General features: G+C 75.4%; 22 protein-coding genes. 10 read left to right on the top strand and 12 right to left on the bottom strand.

Annotation, left to right across the window (positions count from 1 at the left end; translation table 11 throughout):
* Window positions 1-3: 3 nt before the first annotated feature.
* The 7 genes from QSK00_RS26610 to QSK00_RS26580 all read right to left on the bottom strand — a co-directional run bounded on the left by QSK00_RS26610 (window position 4) and on the right by QSK00_RS26580 (window position 3,420).
* The gene (locus QSK00_RS26610) at window positions 4-600 is read right to left on the bottom strand and encodes a DUF6286 domain-containing protein (RefSeq protein WP_285595854.1); all 597 of its coding nucleotides are present in this window, start codon (window positions 598-600) and stop codon (window positions 4-6) included.
* Window positions 597-965: an Asp23/Gls24 family envelope stress response protein gene (locus QSK00_RS26605; RefSeq protein WP_285595852.1), complete on the bottom strand. Its 369-nt coding sequence runs from the start codon at window positions 963-965 to the stop codon at window positions 597-599. The genes QSK00_RS26610 and QSK00_RS26605 overlap by 4 nt, the downstream gene beginning before the upstream one ends.
* On the bottom strand, window positions 962-1,174 hold the full coding sequence (locus QSK00_RS26600; protein ID WP_285595849.1) for a DUF2273 domain-containing protein: 213 nt from the start codon (window positions 1,172-1,174) through the stop codon (window positions 962-964). The genes QSK00_RS26605 and QSK00_RS26600 overlap by 4 nt, the downstream gene beginning before the upstream one ends.
* Before the next feature lie 43 nt (window positions 1,175-1,217).
* Window positions 1,218-1,538 (bottom strand): hypothetical protein, encoded by a 321-nt coding sequence (locus tag QSK00_RS26595; RefSeq protein ID WP_285595847.1) that lies wholly within the window; start codon window positions 1,536-1,538, stop codon window positions 1,218-1,220.
* Window positions 1,535-1,990, bottom strand: coding sequence for an Asp23/Gls24 family envelope stress response protein (locus tag QSK00_RS26590; protein WP_285595845.1), 456 nt, complete (start codon window positions 1,988-1,990; stop codon window positions 1,535-1,537). The genes QSK00_RS26595 and QSK00_RS26590 overlap by 4 nt, the downstream gene beginning before the upstream one ends.
* A gap of 93 nt (window positions 1,991-2,083) precedes the next feature.
* Window positions 2,084-2,806, bottom strand: a complete 723-nt coding sequence (locus tag QSK00_RS26585; protein ID WP_285595843.1) for an Asp23/Gls24 family envelope stress response protein — start codon at window positions 2,804-2,806, stop codon at window positions 2,084-2,086.
* Complete coding sequence (locus QSK00_RS26580; protein WP_285595841.1) at window positions 2,803-3,420, bottom strand: RNA polymerase sigma factor; 618 nt, start codon at window positions 3,418-3,420, stop codon at window positions 2,803-2,805. Before QSK00_RS26580 ends, QSK00_RS26585 begins: the two co-directional genes overlap by 4 nt.
* Window positions 3,421-3,664: 244 nt before the next feature.
* Here QSK00_RS26580 and QSK00_RS26575 point away from each other — a divergent pair, with 244 nt between their 5' ends.
* Window positions 3,665-3,943 carry a hypothetical protein gene (locus QSK00_RS26575; RefSeq protein ID WP_285595839.1) on the top strand — a complete coding sequence of 93 codons (279 nt, stop codon included), beginning with the start codon at window positions 3,665-3,667 and terminating at the stop codon, window positions 3,941-3,943.
* A 48-nt stretch (window positions 3,944-3,991) separates the two neighbouring features.
* On the opposite strand, the gene QSK00_RS26570 is transcribed toward QSK00_RS26575, so the two are convergent.
* Together QSK00_RS26570 and QSK00_RS26565 are read right to left on the bottom strand one after the other, a co-directional pair.
* The gene (locus QSK00_RS26570; protein WP_285595837.1) at window positions 3,992-4,882 is read right to left on the bottom strand and encodes a DUF2188 domain-containing protein; all 891 of its coding nucleotides are present in this window, start codon (window positions 4,880-4,882) and stop codon (window positions 3,992-3,994) included.
* 171 nt (window positions 4,883-5,053) lie between these two features.
* Window positions 5,054-6,064 (bottom strand): alpha/beta fold hydrolase, encoded by a 1,011-nt coding sequence (locus tag QSK00_RS26565; RefSeq protein ID WP_285595835.1) that lies wholly within the window; start codon window positions 6,062-6,064, stop codon window positions 5,054-5,056.
* An 84-nt stretch (window positions 6,065-6,148) separates the two neighbouring features.
* Between QSK00_RS26565 and QSK00_RS26560 the strand changes: the two genes are divergently transcribed.
* From QSK00_RS26560 to QSK00_RS26545, 4 genes are all read left to right on the top strand, one after another.
* Window positions 6,149-6,802 carry a hypothetical protein gene (locus tag QSK00_RS26560; RefSeq protein WP_285595833.1) on the top strand — a complete coding sequence of 218 codons (654 nt, stop codon included), beginning with the start codon at window positions 6,149-6,151 and terminating at the stop codon, window positions 6,800-6,802.
* Between the two features lie 29 nt (window positions 6,803-6,831).
* Window positions 6,832-7,125, top strand: coding sequence for a YrhK family protein (locus tag QSK00_RS26555; RefSeq protein WP_285595832.1), 294 nt, complete (start codon window positions 6,832-6,834; stop codon window positions 7,123-7,125).
* A 6-nt stretch (window positions 7,126-7,131) separates the two neighbouring features.
* A complete protein-coding gene (locus tag QSK00_RS26550) occupies window positions 7,132-8,208 on the top strand; it encodes a glycosyltransferase (protein ID WP_285595831.1) in 1,077 nt (358 codons plus the stop codon).
* 72 nt (window positions 8,209-8,280) lie between these two features.
* Complete coding sequence (locus tag QSK00_RS26545) at window positions 8,281-8,982, top strand: histidine phosphatase family protein (protein ID WP_285595829.1); 702 nt, start codon at window positions 8,281-8,283, stop codon at window positions 8,980-8,982.
* An 8-nt stretch (window positions 8,983-8,990) separates the two neighbouring features.
* On the opposite strand, the gene QSK00_RS26540 is transcribed toward QSK00_RS26545, so the two are convergent.
* Window positions 8,991-9,254 carry a hypothetical protein gene (locus QSK00_RS26540; RefSeq protein WP_285595827.1) on the bottom strand — a complete coding sequence of 88 codons (264 nt, stop codon included), beginning with the start codon at window positions 9,252-9,254 and terminating at the stop codon, window positions 8,991-8,993.
* 153 nt (window positions 9,255-9,407) lie between these two features.
* Here QSK00_RS26540 and QSK00_RS26535 point away from each other — a divergent pair, with 153 nt between their 5' ends.
* Window positions 9,408-9,890 carry a VOC family protein gene (locus QSK00_RS26535; protein WP_285595825.1) on the top strand — a complete coding sequence of 161 codons (483 nt, stop codon included), beginning with the start codon at window positions 9,408-9,410 and terminating at the stop codon, window positions 9,888-9,890.
* A gap of 8 nt (window positions 9,891-9,898) precedes the next feature.
* Here QSK00_RS26535 and QSK00_RS26530 read toward each other — a convergent pair whose 3' ends face one another.
* Window positions 9,899-10,891: a helix-turn-helix transcriptional regulator gene (locus tag QSK00_RS26530; protein WP_285595824.1), complete on the bottom strand. Its 993-nt coding sequence runs from the start codon at window positions 10,889-10,891 to the stop codon at window positions 9,899-9,901.
* Between the two features lie 129 nt (window positions 10,892-11,020).
* Here QSK00_RS26530 and QSK00_RS26525 point away from each other — a divergent pair, with 129 nt between their 5' ends.
* The 4 genes from QSK00_RS26525 to QSK00_RS26510 all read left to right on the top strand — a co-directional run bounded on the left by QSK00_RS26525 (window position 11,021) and on the right by QSK00_RS26510 (window position 13,193).
* On the top strand, window positions 11,021-11,200 hold the full coding sequence (locus QSK00_RS26525; protein ID WP_285595822.1) for a hypothetical protein: 180 nt from the start codon (window positions 11,021-11,023) through the stop codon (window positions 11,198-11,200).
* 49 nt (window positions 11,201-11,249) lie between these two features.
* On the top strand, window positions 11,250-12,068 hold the full coding sequence (locus QSK00_RS26520; protein WP_285595820.1) for an LLM class F420-dependent oxidoreductase: 819 nt from the start codon (window positions 11,250-11,252) through the stop codon (window positions 12,066-12,068).
* Between the two features lie 259 nt (window positions 12,069-12,327).
* The gene (locus QSK00_RS26515) at window positions 12,328-12,927 is read left to right on the top strand and encodes a TetR/AcrR family transcriptional regulator (protein WP_285595818.1); all 600 of its coding nucleotides are present in this window, start codon (window positions 12,328-12,330) and stop codon (window positions 12,925-12,927) included.
* A 59-nt stretch (window positions 12,928-12,986) separates the two neighbouring features.
* Entirely contained in the window at window positions 12,987-13,193 is a 207-nt protein-coding gene (locus QSK00_RS26510; protein WP_179797001.1) for a hypothetical protein, read from the top strand.
* 63 nt (window positions 13,194-13,256) lie between these two features.
* Here the strand turns inward: QSK00_RS26510 and QSK00_RS26505 are convergent, their stop codons facing one another.
* Window positions 13,257-13,655, bottom strand: coding sequence for a MerR family transcriptional regulator (locus QSK00_RS26505; RefSeq protein ID WP_285595817.1), 399 nt, complete (start codon window positions 13,653-13,655; stop codon window positions 13,257-13,259).
* Window positions 13,656-13,714: the final 59 nt, after the last annotated feature.

Below are 13,714 nucleotides of genomic sequence, written 5' to 3'. Positions count from 1 at the left end.
CGATCACCGGTCCTTACGGGTGGAGGACACGCTCACGCGCAACCGCGGTCGGCGGGCGAGCCCGAGCGAGTCGAGGTCGGTGGACAGGGCCGACTCCACGGCCTGGCGCAGGTCGCCGGTGCTCCCGCGGTGGGTGCGGGCAACGACCTTGACGCTGCGGCGTCGGACCTTCGCCGTGGCGCCGGTGACGCCCTCGACGTCGGCGGCCCGGCGGCGCAGCCGCAGGGCCAGGTCGTGGCGGTGCCAGCCGGCGGCCTCGACGCCGCTGCCCGACCACGGGCCCCACGCCTCGGCGTCGCCGCCCGCGGTGGGAGCCGTGGTGGCGGGTGCCGCGGTCAGCGGCAGGACGTGGGACGGCCCGGGCAGGATCGCCGCGAGCAGCAGCACGAGCCCGACGACGGCGGCCACGCCCGCGACGATCAGGACGATCGGCGACTCCCAGGCGACCCCGGACAGGGCGCCGGGGACGGCGTCGAGCGAGACCACGGGGGTCCGCCCGAGCAGGGTCTGGATGGCGCTGGTCGCCGCGAGCGCGCCGAGCGCGAGCAGCACGAGGGCCACCAGCAGCGCGGGCAGGGTGCGGCGGGGACGGCGGGTCATGCGACCACCCGCCCCGTCGGGCGCGGCGCGGCGCCGCTGAGGACGCTGACGGTGACGTCGATGCGCGACACCTGCAGTCCGGTGTACTCGTCGAGCCGCGTGCGGATGCGGTCGCGGGCGGCGTCGGCCGTGGCGGCCAGGCCGTGCGGGTAGCGCACGGCGGTCTGCAGGTCGGCCTCGACCCGGTCGCCGTCGCGGCGCACGCTCGCGCGGGCCGAGCGGCCCAGCGTGCCCGACCTCGTCATGGTGTCGACCCCCTCGACCTCGGCGGCCGCGGCGACGACGAGCTTCTCCACGACGGAGTCGGCGATCGTCAGCGTGCCGCGGTCACCCACGTCGTCGGGGGTGGTGGACGTGGCGGTCACAGTCGATTCCTCCCCCGATCGGAGCCGGCGCCACGGAGCTGCTCGCCGATCTCGCGGAGGTCGAGCCGGCCGTCGAGCCAGCGGCCGACGACCAGGCCCACGACGCCCAGCACGAGCACGAGCAGGAACGCGCCGAAGCCGCCGAAGGCGCCGGCGAAGCCGAGGGCGGTCCCGAAGGTCAGCCCCAGGACGGTGTTGGTGGTGATCATGGGATCTCCTTGTGGTGGAGAGGGGTGGGCGGGAGGGCCCGGGTCAGGCGATGTCAGCGACGGTGACCTCGGCCGGGAGGCCGGGGGCGAGGGCCGCGACGGCCGTGCGGACCTGGTCGCCGACCTGGGCGAGCACCGCGCCGTAGCGGGCGGTGACGGCGATCTCGAGGCCGACGGCGCGGCCTTCCGCCTCGTGGACGCGGATGCCCGGCACCCGACGGCCGGGCAGCAGCGTGGCGACGGCGCCGTGGGCCCCGGGGTGCAGGCCGGCCACGAGGGGGCAGGCCTGCACCGCGGCGGCGATCCGGTCGACGTCGAGCCCCCCGATCACCGCGGGGGTGAGGTGCGGCTCGGGCGAGCTCATCGCACGCGGGCGGGCTCGGCCGGGGCGGGCTCGGCGTCATCGTCGTCGCTGGGCAGGTGCAGGTCGACGACGTCGACGTTGACCTCGGTGACCTCGAGGCCGGTCATGCGCTCGACGGCGGAGATGACGTTGCGGCGCACGGAGCGGGCCAGGTCGGCGATGGCGACGCCGTACTCGACGACGATGGTCAGGTCGACCGCGGCCTGGCGCTCGCCGACCTCCACCGAGACGCCCTGGGTGACCGACGAGCGGCTGCCCGGGATGCGCTCGGTGATCGCGCCGAAGGCGCGGGCGGCGGAGCCACCGAAGCCGTACACACCGCTCACCTCACGGGCGGCGAGGCCCGCGACCTTTGCGACGACGGCGTCGGCGATCGTGGTCTTGCCCTGCGTGCTCTCGAGGGCCGAGCCGGTGGCGGTGGTGGCCTTCGGGGTGGTGGCCGGGGTGGTCATCGTGGATGTCCTCCTTCGGGACGACGGGCCCGCCCTGGTGGGCGGAGCGTCTCCGTCGTTCTCGGTGGTGAGACACCGCATCGCGCACGATCGTCACGATCCGATCGAGTGAGCTGGCTCTCCCTCACCCGGACGGGGGAGCAGGACCTCGTCGACGACCACGGACACCGAGACCGGTTCGAGCCCGGTGTAGGCACGGACGCCGGCGACCACGGCGGCGCGGACCTCGTCGGCGAGGGCCGGCAGGTCCACGCCGTAGTCGGCGGCGAGCACGATCGCGATGGCGGTCGAGGCGCCGGCGACCCCGGCACTGGCCTGGGGTCCGCGGGCCATGTCGGACGGCTGGGCGGAGTGCACCGAGGTCTCGGGGAACTCCGGGTCGCGGTCGCCGCGACGGTGTCCGGCCCGGTCGAGCCTGCCGAGCGCCCCGCGCACGCCGGCGACGCGGGCGGCGTGGTGCCGGGCGATGGCGGCGACCACCCGCCCGGAGATGCGGGTGTGGCCGTAGCCCTCGTCGAGCCGGGCGAACTCCGGGTCCTCGCTGACGCCGCGGATGCTGGAGAGCACGGAGTCCAGCACCCCCGGAGGGGCCTGCGGCCGGTCGGCGGCGACCGCGCGCATCGGCGCCCACAGCCGGTCGAACTCGGCGAGCGCGGCCTGGCAGTGCAGGCAGCTGCGCTGGTGGTCGTCCACCGCGACGGGACCGTGCTCGGTGACCTGCTCGAGCAGCTGCTGCGGGTCGCGCCCGCACGGCAGAGCGGTCTCGGTGCCCAGGAGGTCCACGGCGGAGGCGCTCGGGCCGGGGCGCTCGGTCATGCCCAGCTCCTCATCTGCTTCACCAGCTGGGCCCGTGCCCGGGCGAGCCGGCCGCGCACCGTGGCCTCGGGCACCTTGAGCACGGTCGCGGCCTGGGCGTAGGTCAGACCCTCGAGCTGGACGAGCACGAGCGCCACCCGCAGCTCCTCGGGCATCTCCGCGAGAGCGGCCATCCCCGCCTCCAGTTCCTGGCCGGCCACCACCCGCGCCTCGGGGCCCGGGGTCGCGGGTTGGGTGGACTCGGTGATCTCCTCGGTCGGGCGGCGGCGTCGGCGCAGGTTCAGGCACCGGTTGACCACCACGCGGTAGAGCCACGTGGTGAAGGCGGCGCTGCCGGTGAAGCTCGCGAGGCCGGTCCAGAGCTGGATCGCGATCTCCTGGGTGACGTCGTCGGCGTCGGCGGGATCCGCGAGCACCCGCAGCGCGATCCGGTAGATGCGGTCGCGGTGGCGTCGCAGCAGTTCCTCGTAGGCCTCGACGTCGCCCTCGACGACCCGGCCGGCTAGCCAGCGGTCGACGTCCGGATCCTCTCCCGGCGGGCGGGGAGGATCATCCGCGGGCGGCGTCCCGACGTCGGGGATGTCCCGTCGCGGGTCCAGCGTCGATGCCGGCACCCGGGCCACCGTGCCCTCTCGCTCCGCCGCGACCCGCTGCTCGAGCCGGCGTGCTGAGCGGCCTGTACCCCGGTAGTTGAATGCGATCCCATTGCGTGGCATCGATCACCCGGACAGCGGATGACGATCCGGGCGCCCGTGGTGTCCCACGACCACATCGTCCGAACCGGCCGAGCCCGCCCGCGGGCACGACCCCCCCGTGCTCCATCGGGTTCGGCCGCCGCCTCGACGGAGGTGAGTCGCCGTGACCCCCGACCTCGACACCCTGCGCCTGCGCGCCCTCGCCGTCGCCGGCGTGGCCCGCCTCGCCGACCACCACGACGGTCAGGACGACGGCCGGCACGCACGACGGGACACCGCCTGCGCCCTGCGGGTCCACGAGGGCCACGTCGAGATCGACCTGGTCCTCGCCGACGGGTACCCGGTGACGACGACGACGGCGGTGTTGCGCGCGGCCCTCGCCCCGCTCCTCGGCGGACGGAAGCTGCACGTCACCGTGGTCGACATCGACCCCGGGCGGTGAGACGCACCGGAGCCGGGGCCCGGTCCGGGCCCCGGCTCCGGCGACGGGTCAGCGCTTCGCGAGGCGGCGCGCCCCGCGGTCGGCCTGCTCGCTGCCCTTGGCGGCACCGAGGCCGACCAGCCGCAGCCCGCCGGTCGCGACGGCCCCGACGACGCGGCCGGTGACGCGGACCGGGTTCAGCAGGACCGCCAGCCGGTCGAACGGTGTGGCCGCGGCCTCGGTCGCGGCGTGGATGGCGTTGCCGGTGCGGTCGGCGACCGAGTTCAGCTCGCGCTGCGCCCGCGCGCCCTCGCGGGCGGCGCGGTCGGTGACGCCGACGAGCTCCTCACCGGCGTCCTCCGCGGTCTCGCCGACCACGGCGGCGGCCCGGCGGCCCAGGCCGCGGGCCTCGCCGGCGATCTGCCGGCCGGTGCGGTCGGCCTGGTCGGCGACCTGCCCGCCCGTCGTGCGCGCGATGGAGGAGACGTCCTGGGCGGCCGCGCGCAGCGACTTGTCGCCGGAACGGACCTCGTCGACCTCCTGCTTGACGCCGTCCGCGGCGGCCTTCGTGGTCGCCCGGACCTTCTCGGCGCCGTCCTCGGCCTGCCCGGCGGTCTTCTTCGCGACGGTCGTGGCGTCCGCCCCGATCTCGTCGGCGTCCTCCTTGACGGCCTTGCCGGCGGCCTTGGCGGTCTCCTTGCCCTTCTTCGACGTCACCGCCGCGGCGAGCTCGGTCGCGACCGCCGCGGCGTCGTCGGCCTCGCGCGCCACGGTGCGGCGCTCGACCTCCTTGCCGTCGGTGTCGTGCACGATCACGTCGCCGCCGCCGTCGTTGGCGACGATCTCGACCGCGCGGGTGATGGCCTCGGCCTGCACCGCGAGCACGGCGCTCGCCCGGCTGGCGTCCGTCTTCTCGACGGCCCAGCCGTCCTCCACCGCACGTACGTGTCGATCCGACATGGTGTCCTCCCGTGTGTTCGAGTGGCTCGTCGCGCCCCCGGGGGATCAGGTCCCCCGTCAGGCGGATTGCCCTGTACGACACGGCCGGGACGGAACCGTCATCGGCCGGCAGTGTTAGTCGCGCCACAACCGCCCCACGCGACCCGCGTCCGGGGCGGCCCGGCCCGCGGACTAGCGGGCCGTCGGCTCGAGCTCGGCGCGCGCGGCGATCCGGGCCGCCTGCTCCCGGACGCTGCGGTGGCCGGGCTCGGTGTGGTCGAGGAAGTCGACCAGCAGCTCGGTGAAGCGGGCGGGGTCGTCGGCGTGCGGGAAGTGACCGGCGCCCTCGAAGAGCTCCAACCGGCTGCCGGGGATGAGCGCGTGCGCCCGATGGCCGTGCGCCACCGGGATCATCGAGTCCGCGGTGCCCCACACGATGAGGGTGGGCAGGCCCTCGGTCAGGTAGAGCCGCTCGGTGGCCCGCACCCGCTGGCCGCCCGGGTCGAGGACGCTGCGGGCGGTGTGCAGGAACGCGCGGCGGTGCTCGGGGTCCGCGAGCGAGGTGAACGAGCGGGCCGACTCGCCGACGGAACCGCGGAACAGGCGCAGGCCGGGCACCGTCGCCACGAGGCGGTCGATCCCGGCGGCCACGTGCCGGTTGCTGATCACCGGGAGCACCCAGTCGGCGAAGGGCAGCGTCGCCGCCCGCAGCACCGGGCTGACCTCGCGACCGAGCCCGCCGGAGGCGACGAGGACGAGCCGGTCACAGTGCTCGGGGAACTGCAGCGCGAACTGCTGGACCACGCCGCCGCCGAGGGAGTGCCCGACGATCGCCGCGTGGTCGTAGCCGAGCACGGAGAGCAGGTCGCGCACCCCGGTGGCGTAGCCGCCCAGCGAGTAGTCGGCCCACGGTGCGGACGACGACCCGTGGCCGACGAGGTCGGGCACGATCACGTGGCGGCCGTCCCGTCGCCGCGCGAGCTCGGCCAGCACCGGCTGCCAGGTCTCGGCGCTGCCGGCGATCCCGTGCACGAGGACGACGACCTCGCCGTCGGGATGGGTCCACGGGCCCTCGGGACCGGCCTCGGCGTGGTGGGCCGGGATCGACTCCCAGAACCCGACCGACTCGCCGTGCAGGGTCACCGTCCGCCGGCGGGTGTGCCGTCCGTGCGAGGTCACTCCGTGCGTGTCGTGCGAGCTCATGGGACGGGGTTTCCCGACGGCGGGTGCCCGGGCACGTGACGCCCACGACCGCCCGCGGTGTGACGGGCGCGGGATCATCGGGGGATGACCCGCGTCGAGGAGCAGCGTCCACCCCGCCCGGTGCGCGTCCTCGCCGTGCTCGGGGTGGCCGCGGTCGGCGGGGCCGTCGGGGTGGGCGTCTCCGTCGCGGCGTACTCCGCCGGGCTGCGACCGTGGCGCTACCCGAGCCTGTCCCCGCTGGTCACGGTGTCCTACGCGGTCGTGGGCACGCTGCTGGCCGCGCTCGCCTGGCGGGTCGTGCGACGGCGCGCCCGGCGGCCCCGCGCGGTCCTCGCGTGGTCGGTGGCGGCCGTCGCCGCGGTGTCGTTCGGGGCGGACGTCCTCGCGGCCGCGGAGGGCCGGCTGCTCGTCGGCCTGCTCACCGCCGTGCAGCACGCGCTGGTGATCGCGGCGACGGTGGCGGTCCTGGGGTGGGCGATGCCCGTCGGGCCCGACGACGGGGAGCGTGCGGTCCCGCCCGGGTGGACGGCGCGGCTGCGGGAGCCGGTGCGCGTCGTGCTCGCGGTCGTCCTGGTCGCGGTCGCGGGGATCTGGGTGGTGGTGAACAAGGCCGTCGAGGGGCCCACGCTGCTCGTGCTCACCCCCCGGCACGGGCTCACGGTCGCGGACCTGCTGTCGGTCGCGGCCCTCGTGACCGCGGGCCACCTGCTGCGGACCGCCGTTCGCGCCCGGGGATGAGGCGTGGTCGGGCGGGGCATCCGGCTGCCATGCCGCCGACCGACACCCCGCACCCGCTCGTCCTCACCCTCGGAGACCGGGAACTGGTCATCCGCCGCCGCTACCAGGCGCTGTCGATCGTGAACGACATCCTCGTGGCGATCTGGTTCCTCGTCGGCAGCATCATGTTCTTCTCCGAGACCTGGACCTACACCGGGACGTGGTTCTTCGTGATCGGCAGCGTCGAGCTGCTCATCCGCCCCGTGATCCGGCTGGCGCGCCAGGTCCACCTGCAGCGTCTGCCCGGCGCCCGGGGCGGGACCGAGTCCGAGCACGACTTCTGACGCCCCGTGCGGACGCTGCGGATCGTCCCGCACCTGCGCAGCTCGGTGGTCGAGGAGATGCCCCCCGACCAGGCCCTGCTGTTCACCTCCGAGCGCCACGACGCCGACCCCCGCCTGTACGCGGGCCGGGACGTGCAGCCCTTCTCCTGGCGCGCGCTGGTCCGGGCGCTGCGCGACCCCGACCTCGAACTCCTCGAGGTGGCCGAACCACTGTGGACCGCGGAGTGGGTCCGGGCGCTGCGCTACGTGGTGCTGGTGCGGCTGCTGCGACCCCGGCTGCGGCGCTCCCGGGGCCGGGTCGCGGTCGCCACCTACGCGATCGAGAACCTCGACGCCGCCGAGCGGCTCCGTCGATGGCCCGACCGGCCCCTCCTCGGTGCCGTGGTCTCCCGCCTGCATCTCCTCGCGACCGGCGCCTCGCTGCTGCTGCTCGACGCCGTCGTCTTCGGGACGACCGGCGCCGCGGAGAACCACCGCCGGGCCTTCGGCTGGGCGCTGCGCCGGACCCGGTCGGCGGTCCTCCCGCCCCGGCTCGGCCCGTGCACCGTGTGCGGGACCGTCGACCCCGACGCCGCCCGCGAGCCGACGGTGCTCTTCCTCGGCGCGCCGAGTGCCCGCAAGGGGTTCGCTCCGTTGATGGCGGCGTGGGCGCGCAGCGGCGCGACGGATCGCGGGTGGCGTCTGGTGGTCGCCGACCCGGAGGGCGCGCAGGAGCACGCCGACCTGCCCGACGGCGTGTCCGTCCGCGTCGCCCCGCCGCGGGCCGAGGTGCACGCGCTCCTGCGCCGCAGCGCCGTCGTCGCGATGCCGTCGGTGCGCCGCCACGGGTGGCGTGAGCAGATCGGGCTCCCGCTCGTCGAGGGCCTCGCGCACGGGTGCCGCGTGGTCACCACCACCGAGAGCGGGCTCGCCCCCGACGTCCGCGACCACCCGGGCGTCGTCCTCACCGCGCCGGGCGACGTGGCCGACCTGACCGCCGGACTGGACCGGGCCATGGCGCTGCCGCCACCCGGCGCCTCCGCGTACGTCGGGCACACGAAGCGCGACGTCGTCGACTGGTGGCTCACCGCCGTGGGACGGTGACCGCGGCCCTCACACCGCGGCGGGCATGCTGACCGGGTGCCGCCCGCCTCTCCGCTCCGGTCCCGGCGATCCGTGCTGGGAGCGCTGGCCGCGGGGCTCGCCGTGCCCGCGTTCGCCGCGTGCTCCGCGGACCACGATCGGGCGCGTGCGGCCGCCACGCCGACCGTCGTCGGTCCACCCCGGCCCGGCACCACGATCATGATCGTCCGGCACGCCGAGAAGCCCGACGGAGCGACGTCGGGGGTCGACGCCGACGGGTCGTCCGACGCCGAGGGGCTCACCACCCGGGGGTGGGCGCGGGCCGGGGCGCTGGCCACGCTGTTCGCCCCGCTCGTAGGCCCGGTCCGGAGCGGTCTCGTCCGGCCGACCGCGCTGCTGGCCTCCGACCCGGGGAAGGACGGCAGCAGGCGCCCGGAGCAGACGCTGGCCGAGGTGGCGGCCGTCCTGGGGCTGCCGGTCGGCACCCCGGCCCGGAAGTCCGACCACGCCGGGATCGCCGCCGCGCTCGTCGCCGCCGGCGGGGCGCCGCTGGTGGCCTGGCAGCACCAGGACATCCCGGGGATCGTCGCGGCGCTCGGCCCCGTCACCCCCGCGCCGCCCGCCGCCTGGCCCGGCGACCGGTTCGACGTGGTGTGGGTGCTGCGGGCCGAGGGGGGCGGCTGGTCGTTCGGTCAGGTCCCGCAGCTGGTGCTCGCCGGCGACTCCCCGGCTCCGATCACGGGCGGGACGGGCGGGACGGGCGGGACGGGCGGGACGGGCGGATCCGACGACTGATCGGCGGCCTACTCCGGCGACGGCCCGCCGGGCGCGTCGCCGGACGGCCCGCCGGGCGCGTCGCCGGGCGGGTCGTCGCCGGGTCGGTCGCGCTCGTAGAGCCGGCGCAGGGCCTCGTCCTCCTCCGGGCGCGGCCGGTCGCGGTCGAGCCGGCCGAGCACGACCTGCTGCCACACGGCCATCACCGCGTCGTGCTTCGCCGGCCGGAGCGCGTCCTCGACGGCGTCGGACAGGTCGGGTCCCGGGTCGGTCGGGTCGGGTTCGTGGGTCATGGCCCACCTCCGTCGGTCGCGGACCGCCAGCATGACCCCGGCGAGGGGCCCCCGGCGAACCGATCACGGGTGGAATTGGTTGAGAGTTCAACTGGTTGTGTCGAGCGTCGGACGAGTCGACCCCCGGAGGTTCCCGTGAGCACCACCCATGACGTGACGACATCCGCTGCCGACCGCGCTGCGCTGCGGGCGGAGTTCCTGCGGCCGGCCGACGAGCGGCCCGCCTCGAGCGCGCGGGGTCTGCACCACACCGCGCTGGTGTCCTCGGACGTGCGCCGGACGATCGAGTTCTACCAGGGCGTCCTCGGGTTCCCCCTGACCGAGCTGATCGAGAACCGCGACTACCCGGGCTCCTCGCACTTCTTCTTCGACCTCGGGCACGAGAACCTGCTCGCCTTCTTCGACTTCCCCGGCCTCGACCTCGGGCCGTACGCCGAGGTGCTGGGCGGCCTGCACCACGTGGCGATCTCCGTGGACCCCGAGCGGTGGGAGCACCTGCGCGCGGCGCTCGCCGAGGCGGGCGTGGAGCACGTCGTGCACAGCGGGGTGTCGATCTACTTCCGCGATCCCGACGGCGCCCGCGTCGAGCTCATCGCCGACCCGCTGGGCGAGATGTACGGCGAGGTCGTCCTGTAGCGCGTCGGTCACCGACGCAACGTGTCGCCGGGGGACCCGCCGTAGGCCTGCCGGTAGTACACTGAGAACCGTCCCGGATGGGCGAAGCCCCACCGGGCGGCGACGGCCGCGACGGTGTCGCCCTGCGTCGGGTCGGCCGCCTCGAGGTCCCGGTGCGCGGCGTCGAGCCGGACCCGGCGCAGGTGTTCCAGCGGCGTCTGACTGCGGTGGCGCCGGAAGGCGGCCTGCAGCCCCCGCGGTGTCACGCGGGCGGCGGCCGCGATCTCGGCGAGGCCGATGTCGCGGGCCGCGTGCTCCTCGATGTAGGCGACCGCGCGCCGGACCGTGGCGGGCTCGGCGGCCCGGGGAGTCGCGGCCGTCGGGTCGGCCAGCCGGTCGAGTGCCGTGTTGGGCACCGCCAGCACGGTCGCGCGGGCGAGGGTGCGGAAGGCCTCGGCGCGGACGAGCGGTTCGGCGGCGAGGACGTCGTCGGCCAGGACGTGCTCGGCGATCCAGCGTCGGGCGCTGTCCCAGTAGCGCACGCGCTCGGGCAACGGCGTCCCGCGCGTGCGGGCATGGAACCGCACCTGGTCCGGCTCGAGGTCGCCCAGGCCGGCGGCGACCCGGGCGAGCCCGGCCATCTCGAGCCGGGCGAAGTCGAAGCGGACGTCGGCGGTGGTCTGGTGCTGCGGGCGCCCGGGTCGCACCCAGTACAGCTCTCCGGGGGAGAGGACGTGCTCGTGCGACCCGTCGTCGTAGTCGAGCCGACCCTCGCGCATCAGGCCGACGAGCAGGGTGCCCTCCTGGAGGACGAAGTCGTTCTCGATCAGCCCGCCGTAGTGCAGCGAGTCGAGTCCGAGGCCGTCGGACTCCGTCACTGTCGTCGAGAAGGCGAAGCGCTCGCTCTCCCCGTGCAGGACCGGCACGTGGTCGCCGTAGGTGTCGGCCAGGACCGCGCGGGCCTCCTCGAAGTCACGGGTGCTGAAGGAGCCGCGCACGACCGGCGCCGTCACCTCGGCCACTCCAGCTCCTTCGTCCCGGTTGTGCACAATGCTGTCCGATCCCCGACGGTCCTGTCCACCCGACGTAGGTGGATGCCGGCCGCGCGTCGGAGGGTTTCGGCCCGCCCGCTGCCGGGAACGCACCTGTCCGTGCGTGACGAGGAGTACCGCGCCCTGTCCGAGTGGCTCGCCGAGAGCCCCGCAGGGATCGGCGTCGACACCGCGGAGGGAGAGCTTGCGGCCGACTGGCAGCGGTCGGTGAGCGCGGCCCGGTGGGCGCGCCTGTGCCCCGTCGTCCCGACCGGCGCGCAGGGTGTCGCCTCGGCCTGATCCGGTCGCGGACCGGCGCCGGGCCCGGGCCCCACCCGATCATGGTCGGGTGAAGTACGGGGTCGTGCTGTTCACCACCGACGAGACCATCGCTCCCGCGGCCGTCGGGCCGGCGCTCGAGGAGCGCGGGTTCGAGTCGCTGTTCGTCCCGGAGCACTCCCACATCCCCGTGCGCCGCGAGAGCCCCGCGCCCGGCGGCGGGAACCTGCCCCGCCACTTCTCCCGCACCGTCGACGTCTTCGTGACGCTCGCGGTGGTGGCGGCCACGACGACGCAGCTCACCCTCGCGACGGGGGTTGCCCTGCCCGCCGAGCGCGACGTCTTCCACACCGCGAAGCAGGTCGCGAGCCTCGACCTGGTCTCCGGAGGTCGCGCGCTGTTCGGCGTCGGCGCCGGGTGGAACCGCGAGGAGGCGGCCGATCACGGCATCGACCCCCGCCGACGGGGGCGGATCCTCGACGAGAAGCTCGCCGCGATGGCCCGCCTCTGGGCCGACGACGAGGCCGAGTTCCACGGCGAGTTCGTCGATTTCGACCCGGTCTGGTGCTGGCCCAAGCCCGTGCAGACCCCGCCGCCGGTCTACGTGGGCGGCGACAGCGACGCCGCCCTGCGCCGCCTGCGCGACCACGGCCAGGGGTGGCTGCCCGACCGCGGCGACGCGGAGTCCTACCGCAGGGTCCGCGACTGGCTGACCGACGAGGGCCGCCCCGACGTCCCGTTCACCGTCTTCGGGGCGGATGCGGACACCCTCGACCCGGCGGGCTACGAGGAGGTCGGCGTCGACCGGATCACGTTCTGGGTCGACCCGGGCCCCGAGCGCGACGTCCTGACCCGGCTCGACGCGATCGCGGAGCGCTGGGTGCGCTGATCCCGGCCCCCTCCCGTGGCGGGCCCCCTCCCGTGGCAGGAAAGCGTCGTTGCTGTCATGGGATGACAGCAACGACGCTTTCCTGCCACGAGGGGGCGGGGCCTGCCACGAGGGGGCGGGGCCCGCCACGAGGAGACGGGGCCTGCCACGAGGGGGGCGGGGTCCTGCCACGCGCGGACGCCCGGACCGGACTGCTCCGTCGGGCGGATTCGGCGGTCGGTGCGAGGGCATAGCGTCGACCCGGTCGAGGGAGGCGCGCATGCCCAGGGCGAAGGGTCCCCGGTCCACCCGGGACCGGATGGTCGACAGCGCCGCGGTGCTGCTGCGCGAGTACGGCACGGCGGCCACCACCATCGACGCCGTCCTCGCCCACAGCAGTGCCCCACGCGGGTCGGTCTACCACCACTTCCCCGGCGGGCGCCGGGAGCTCCTCGCCGCGGCGGTCACCCGGGCCGGCGGCACCCTCGCGGACCGGCTGCACGACTACGTCGACACGGCGGACTCGCCGTCGGCCGTCCTGCGCCGCTTCGCCTCCCTCTGGCGTTCCCGGCTCGTCGCGACCGACTACCGCTCCGGCTGCCCGCTGCTCGCCGTCGCCGTCGACCACCCGGCCGACGAGCCCGAGCTCGCCGACCTGGTGCGCACGATCATCGGTCGCTGGACCGACGAGCTGCGGGGCGGCCTCGTCGACCAGGGCGTCCCGGCGGCCCGGGCCGCGACCCTCGCCGCCCTCGTGCTCGCGTCCGTCGAGGGCGCCGTCGTGCTGTGCCGCGTGGAGGGCGACGCGACGCCGCTCGACGCGGTCGTCGCCGAACTGGAACCGCTCCTGGAGTCGGCGGCGCGACAGACATTGCCGTGAGCCCGGTCGGGTACAGCCGGGCGGGGCGCGGACCCGCCGTGCCCGTCGGAGGGAGGACCATGGCAGGCATCGCGGACAAGGTCGACAAGGCCTGGGAGTCCAAGGACATCAACGAGATCGCCGACGCGCCGGTCGAAGCGCTGCAGGGCGTGTCCGAGGCCGACGCGCAGCACCTGAAGGACGCCTTCAACATCAAGACGGTGCGCGATCTGGGCACCAACAAGTACTTCCTGTGGGCCCAGGGCATCGCGAAGCTCGCGGAGTAGGCCGATCCCGACGGCGGGTCCGCGGACCTGCCGTCGGGGTCCGCGCGAGCCGGGAGCCGCGTCTCAGGGGTGCAGGACCGTCGGCGACCCGAGCAGATCGGCGAACTCCTCGGCCCGCGCGAGCAGATCGCGGAGGGACCGGACCTTCTCCTGCACGGCCGTGCGGTGGGCGGCGACGCGGGCGGTGAGTTCCGCGCGCCGATCCCCGGTCGGCGGCGGATCCGCGGCGAGCTCGGCGACCGCGTCGAGCAGGTCGCGCATCTGCTCGAGGGAGAAGTCGAGCGGTTTCATCCGCATGATGAGGCGGAGCTGCGCGACGTCGTCCTCGGAGTACAGACGGAAACCGCCGGGGGAGCGACCGGCGGGGGCGACCAACCCGACCTCCTCGTAGTAGCGGATGGTGCGCAGGGACAGGCCGATGCGCTCGGCCACGGTGCCGATCTGCATCAGGCCGTCGGACATGGCCCTGCACTGTACGGCGGTTCACAGCAGGTCGGGATCACGCCGGCAGGATCTCAACC

Origin of the sequence: Actinomycetospora sp. NBRC 106378, from assembly GCF_030269685.1 — a bacterium.
GTDB lineage: Bacteria > Actinomycetota > Actinomycetes > Mycobacteriales > Pseudonocardiaceae > Actinomycetospora.
Note: the sequence above shows the minus strand (reverse complement) of the source record. Positions and strands in the feature narration are given on the sequence as shown.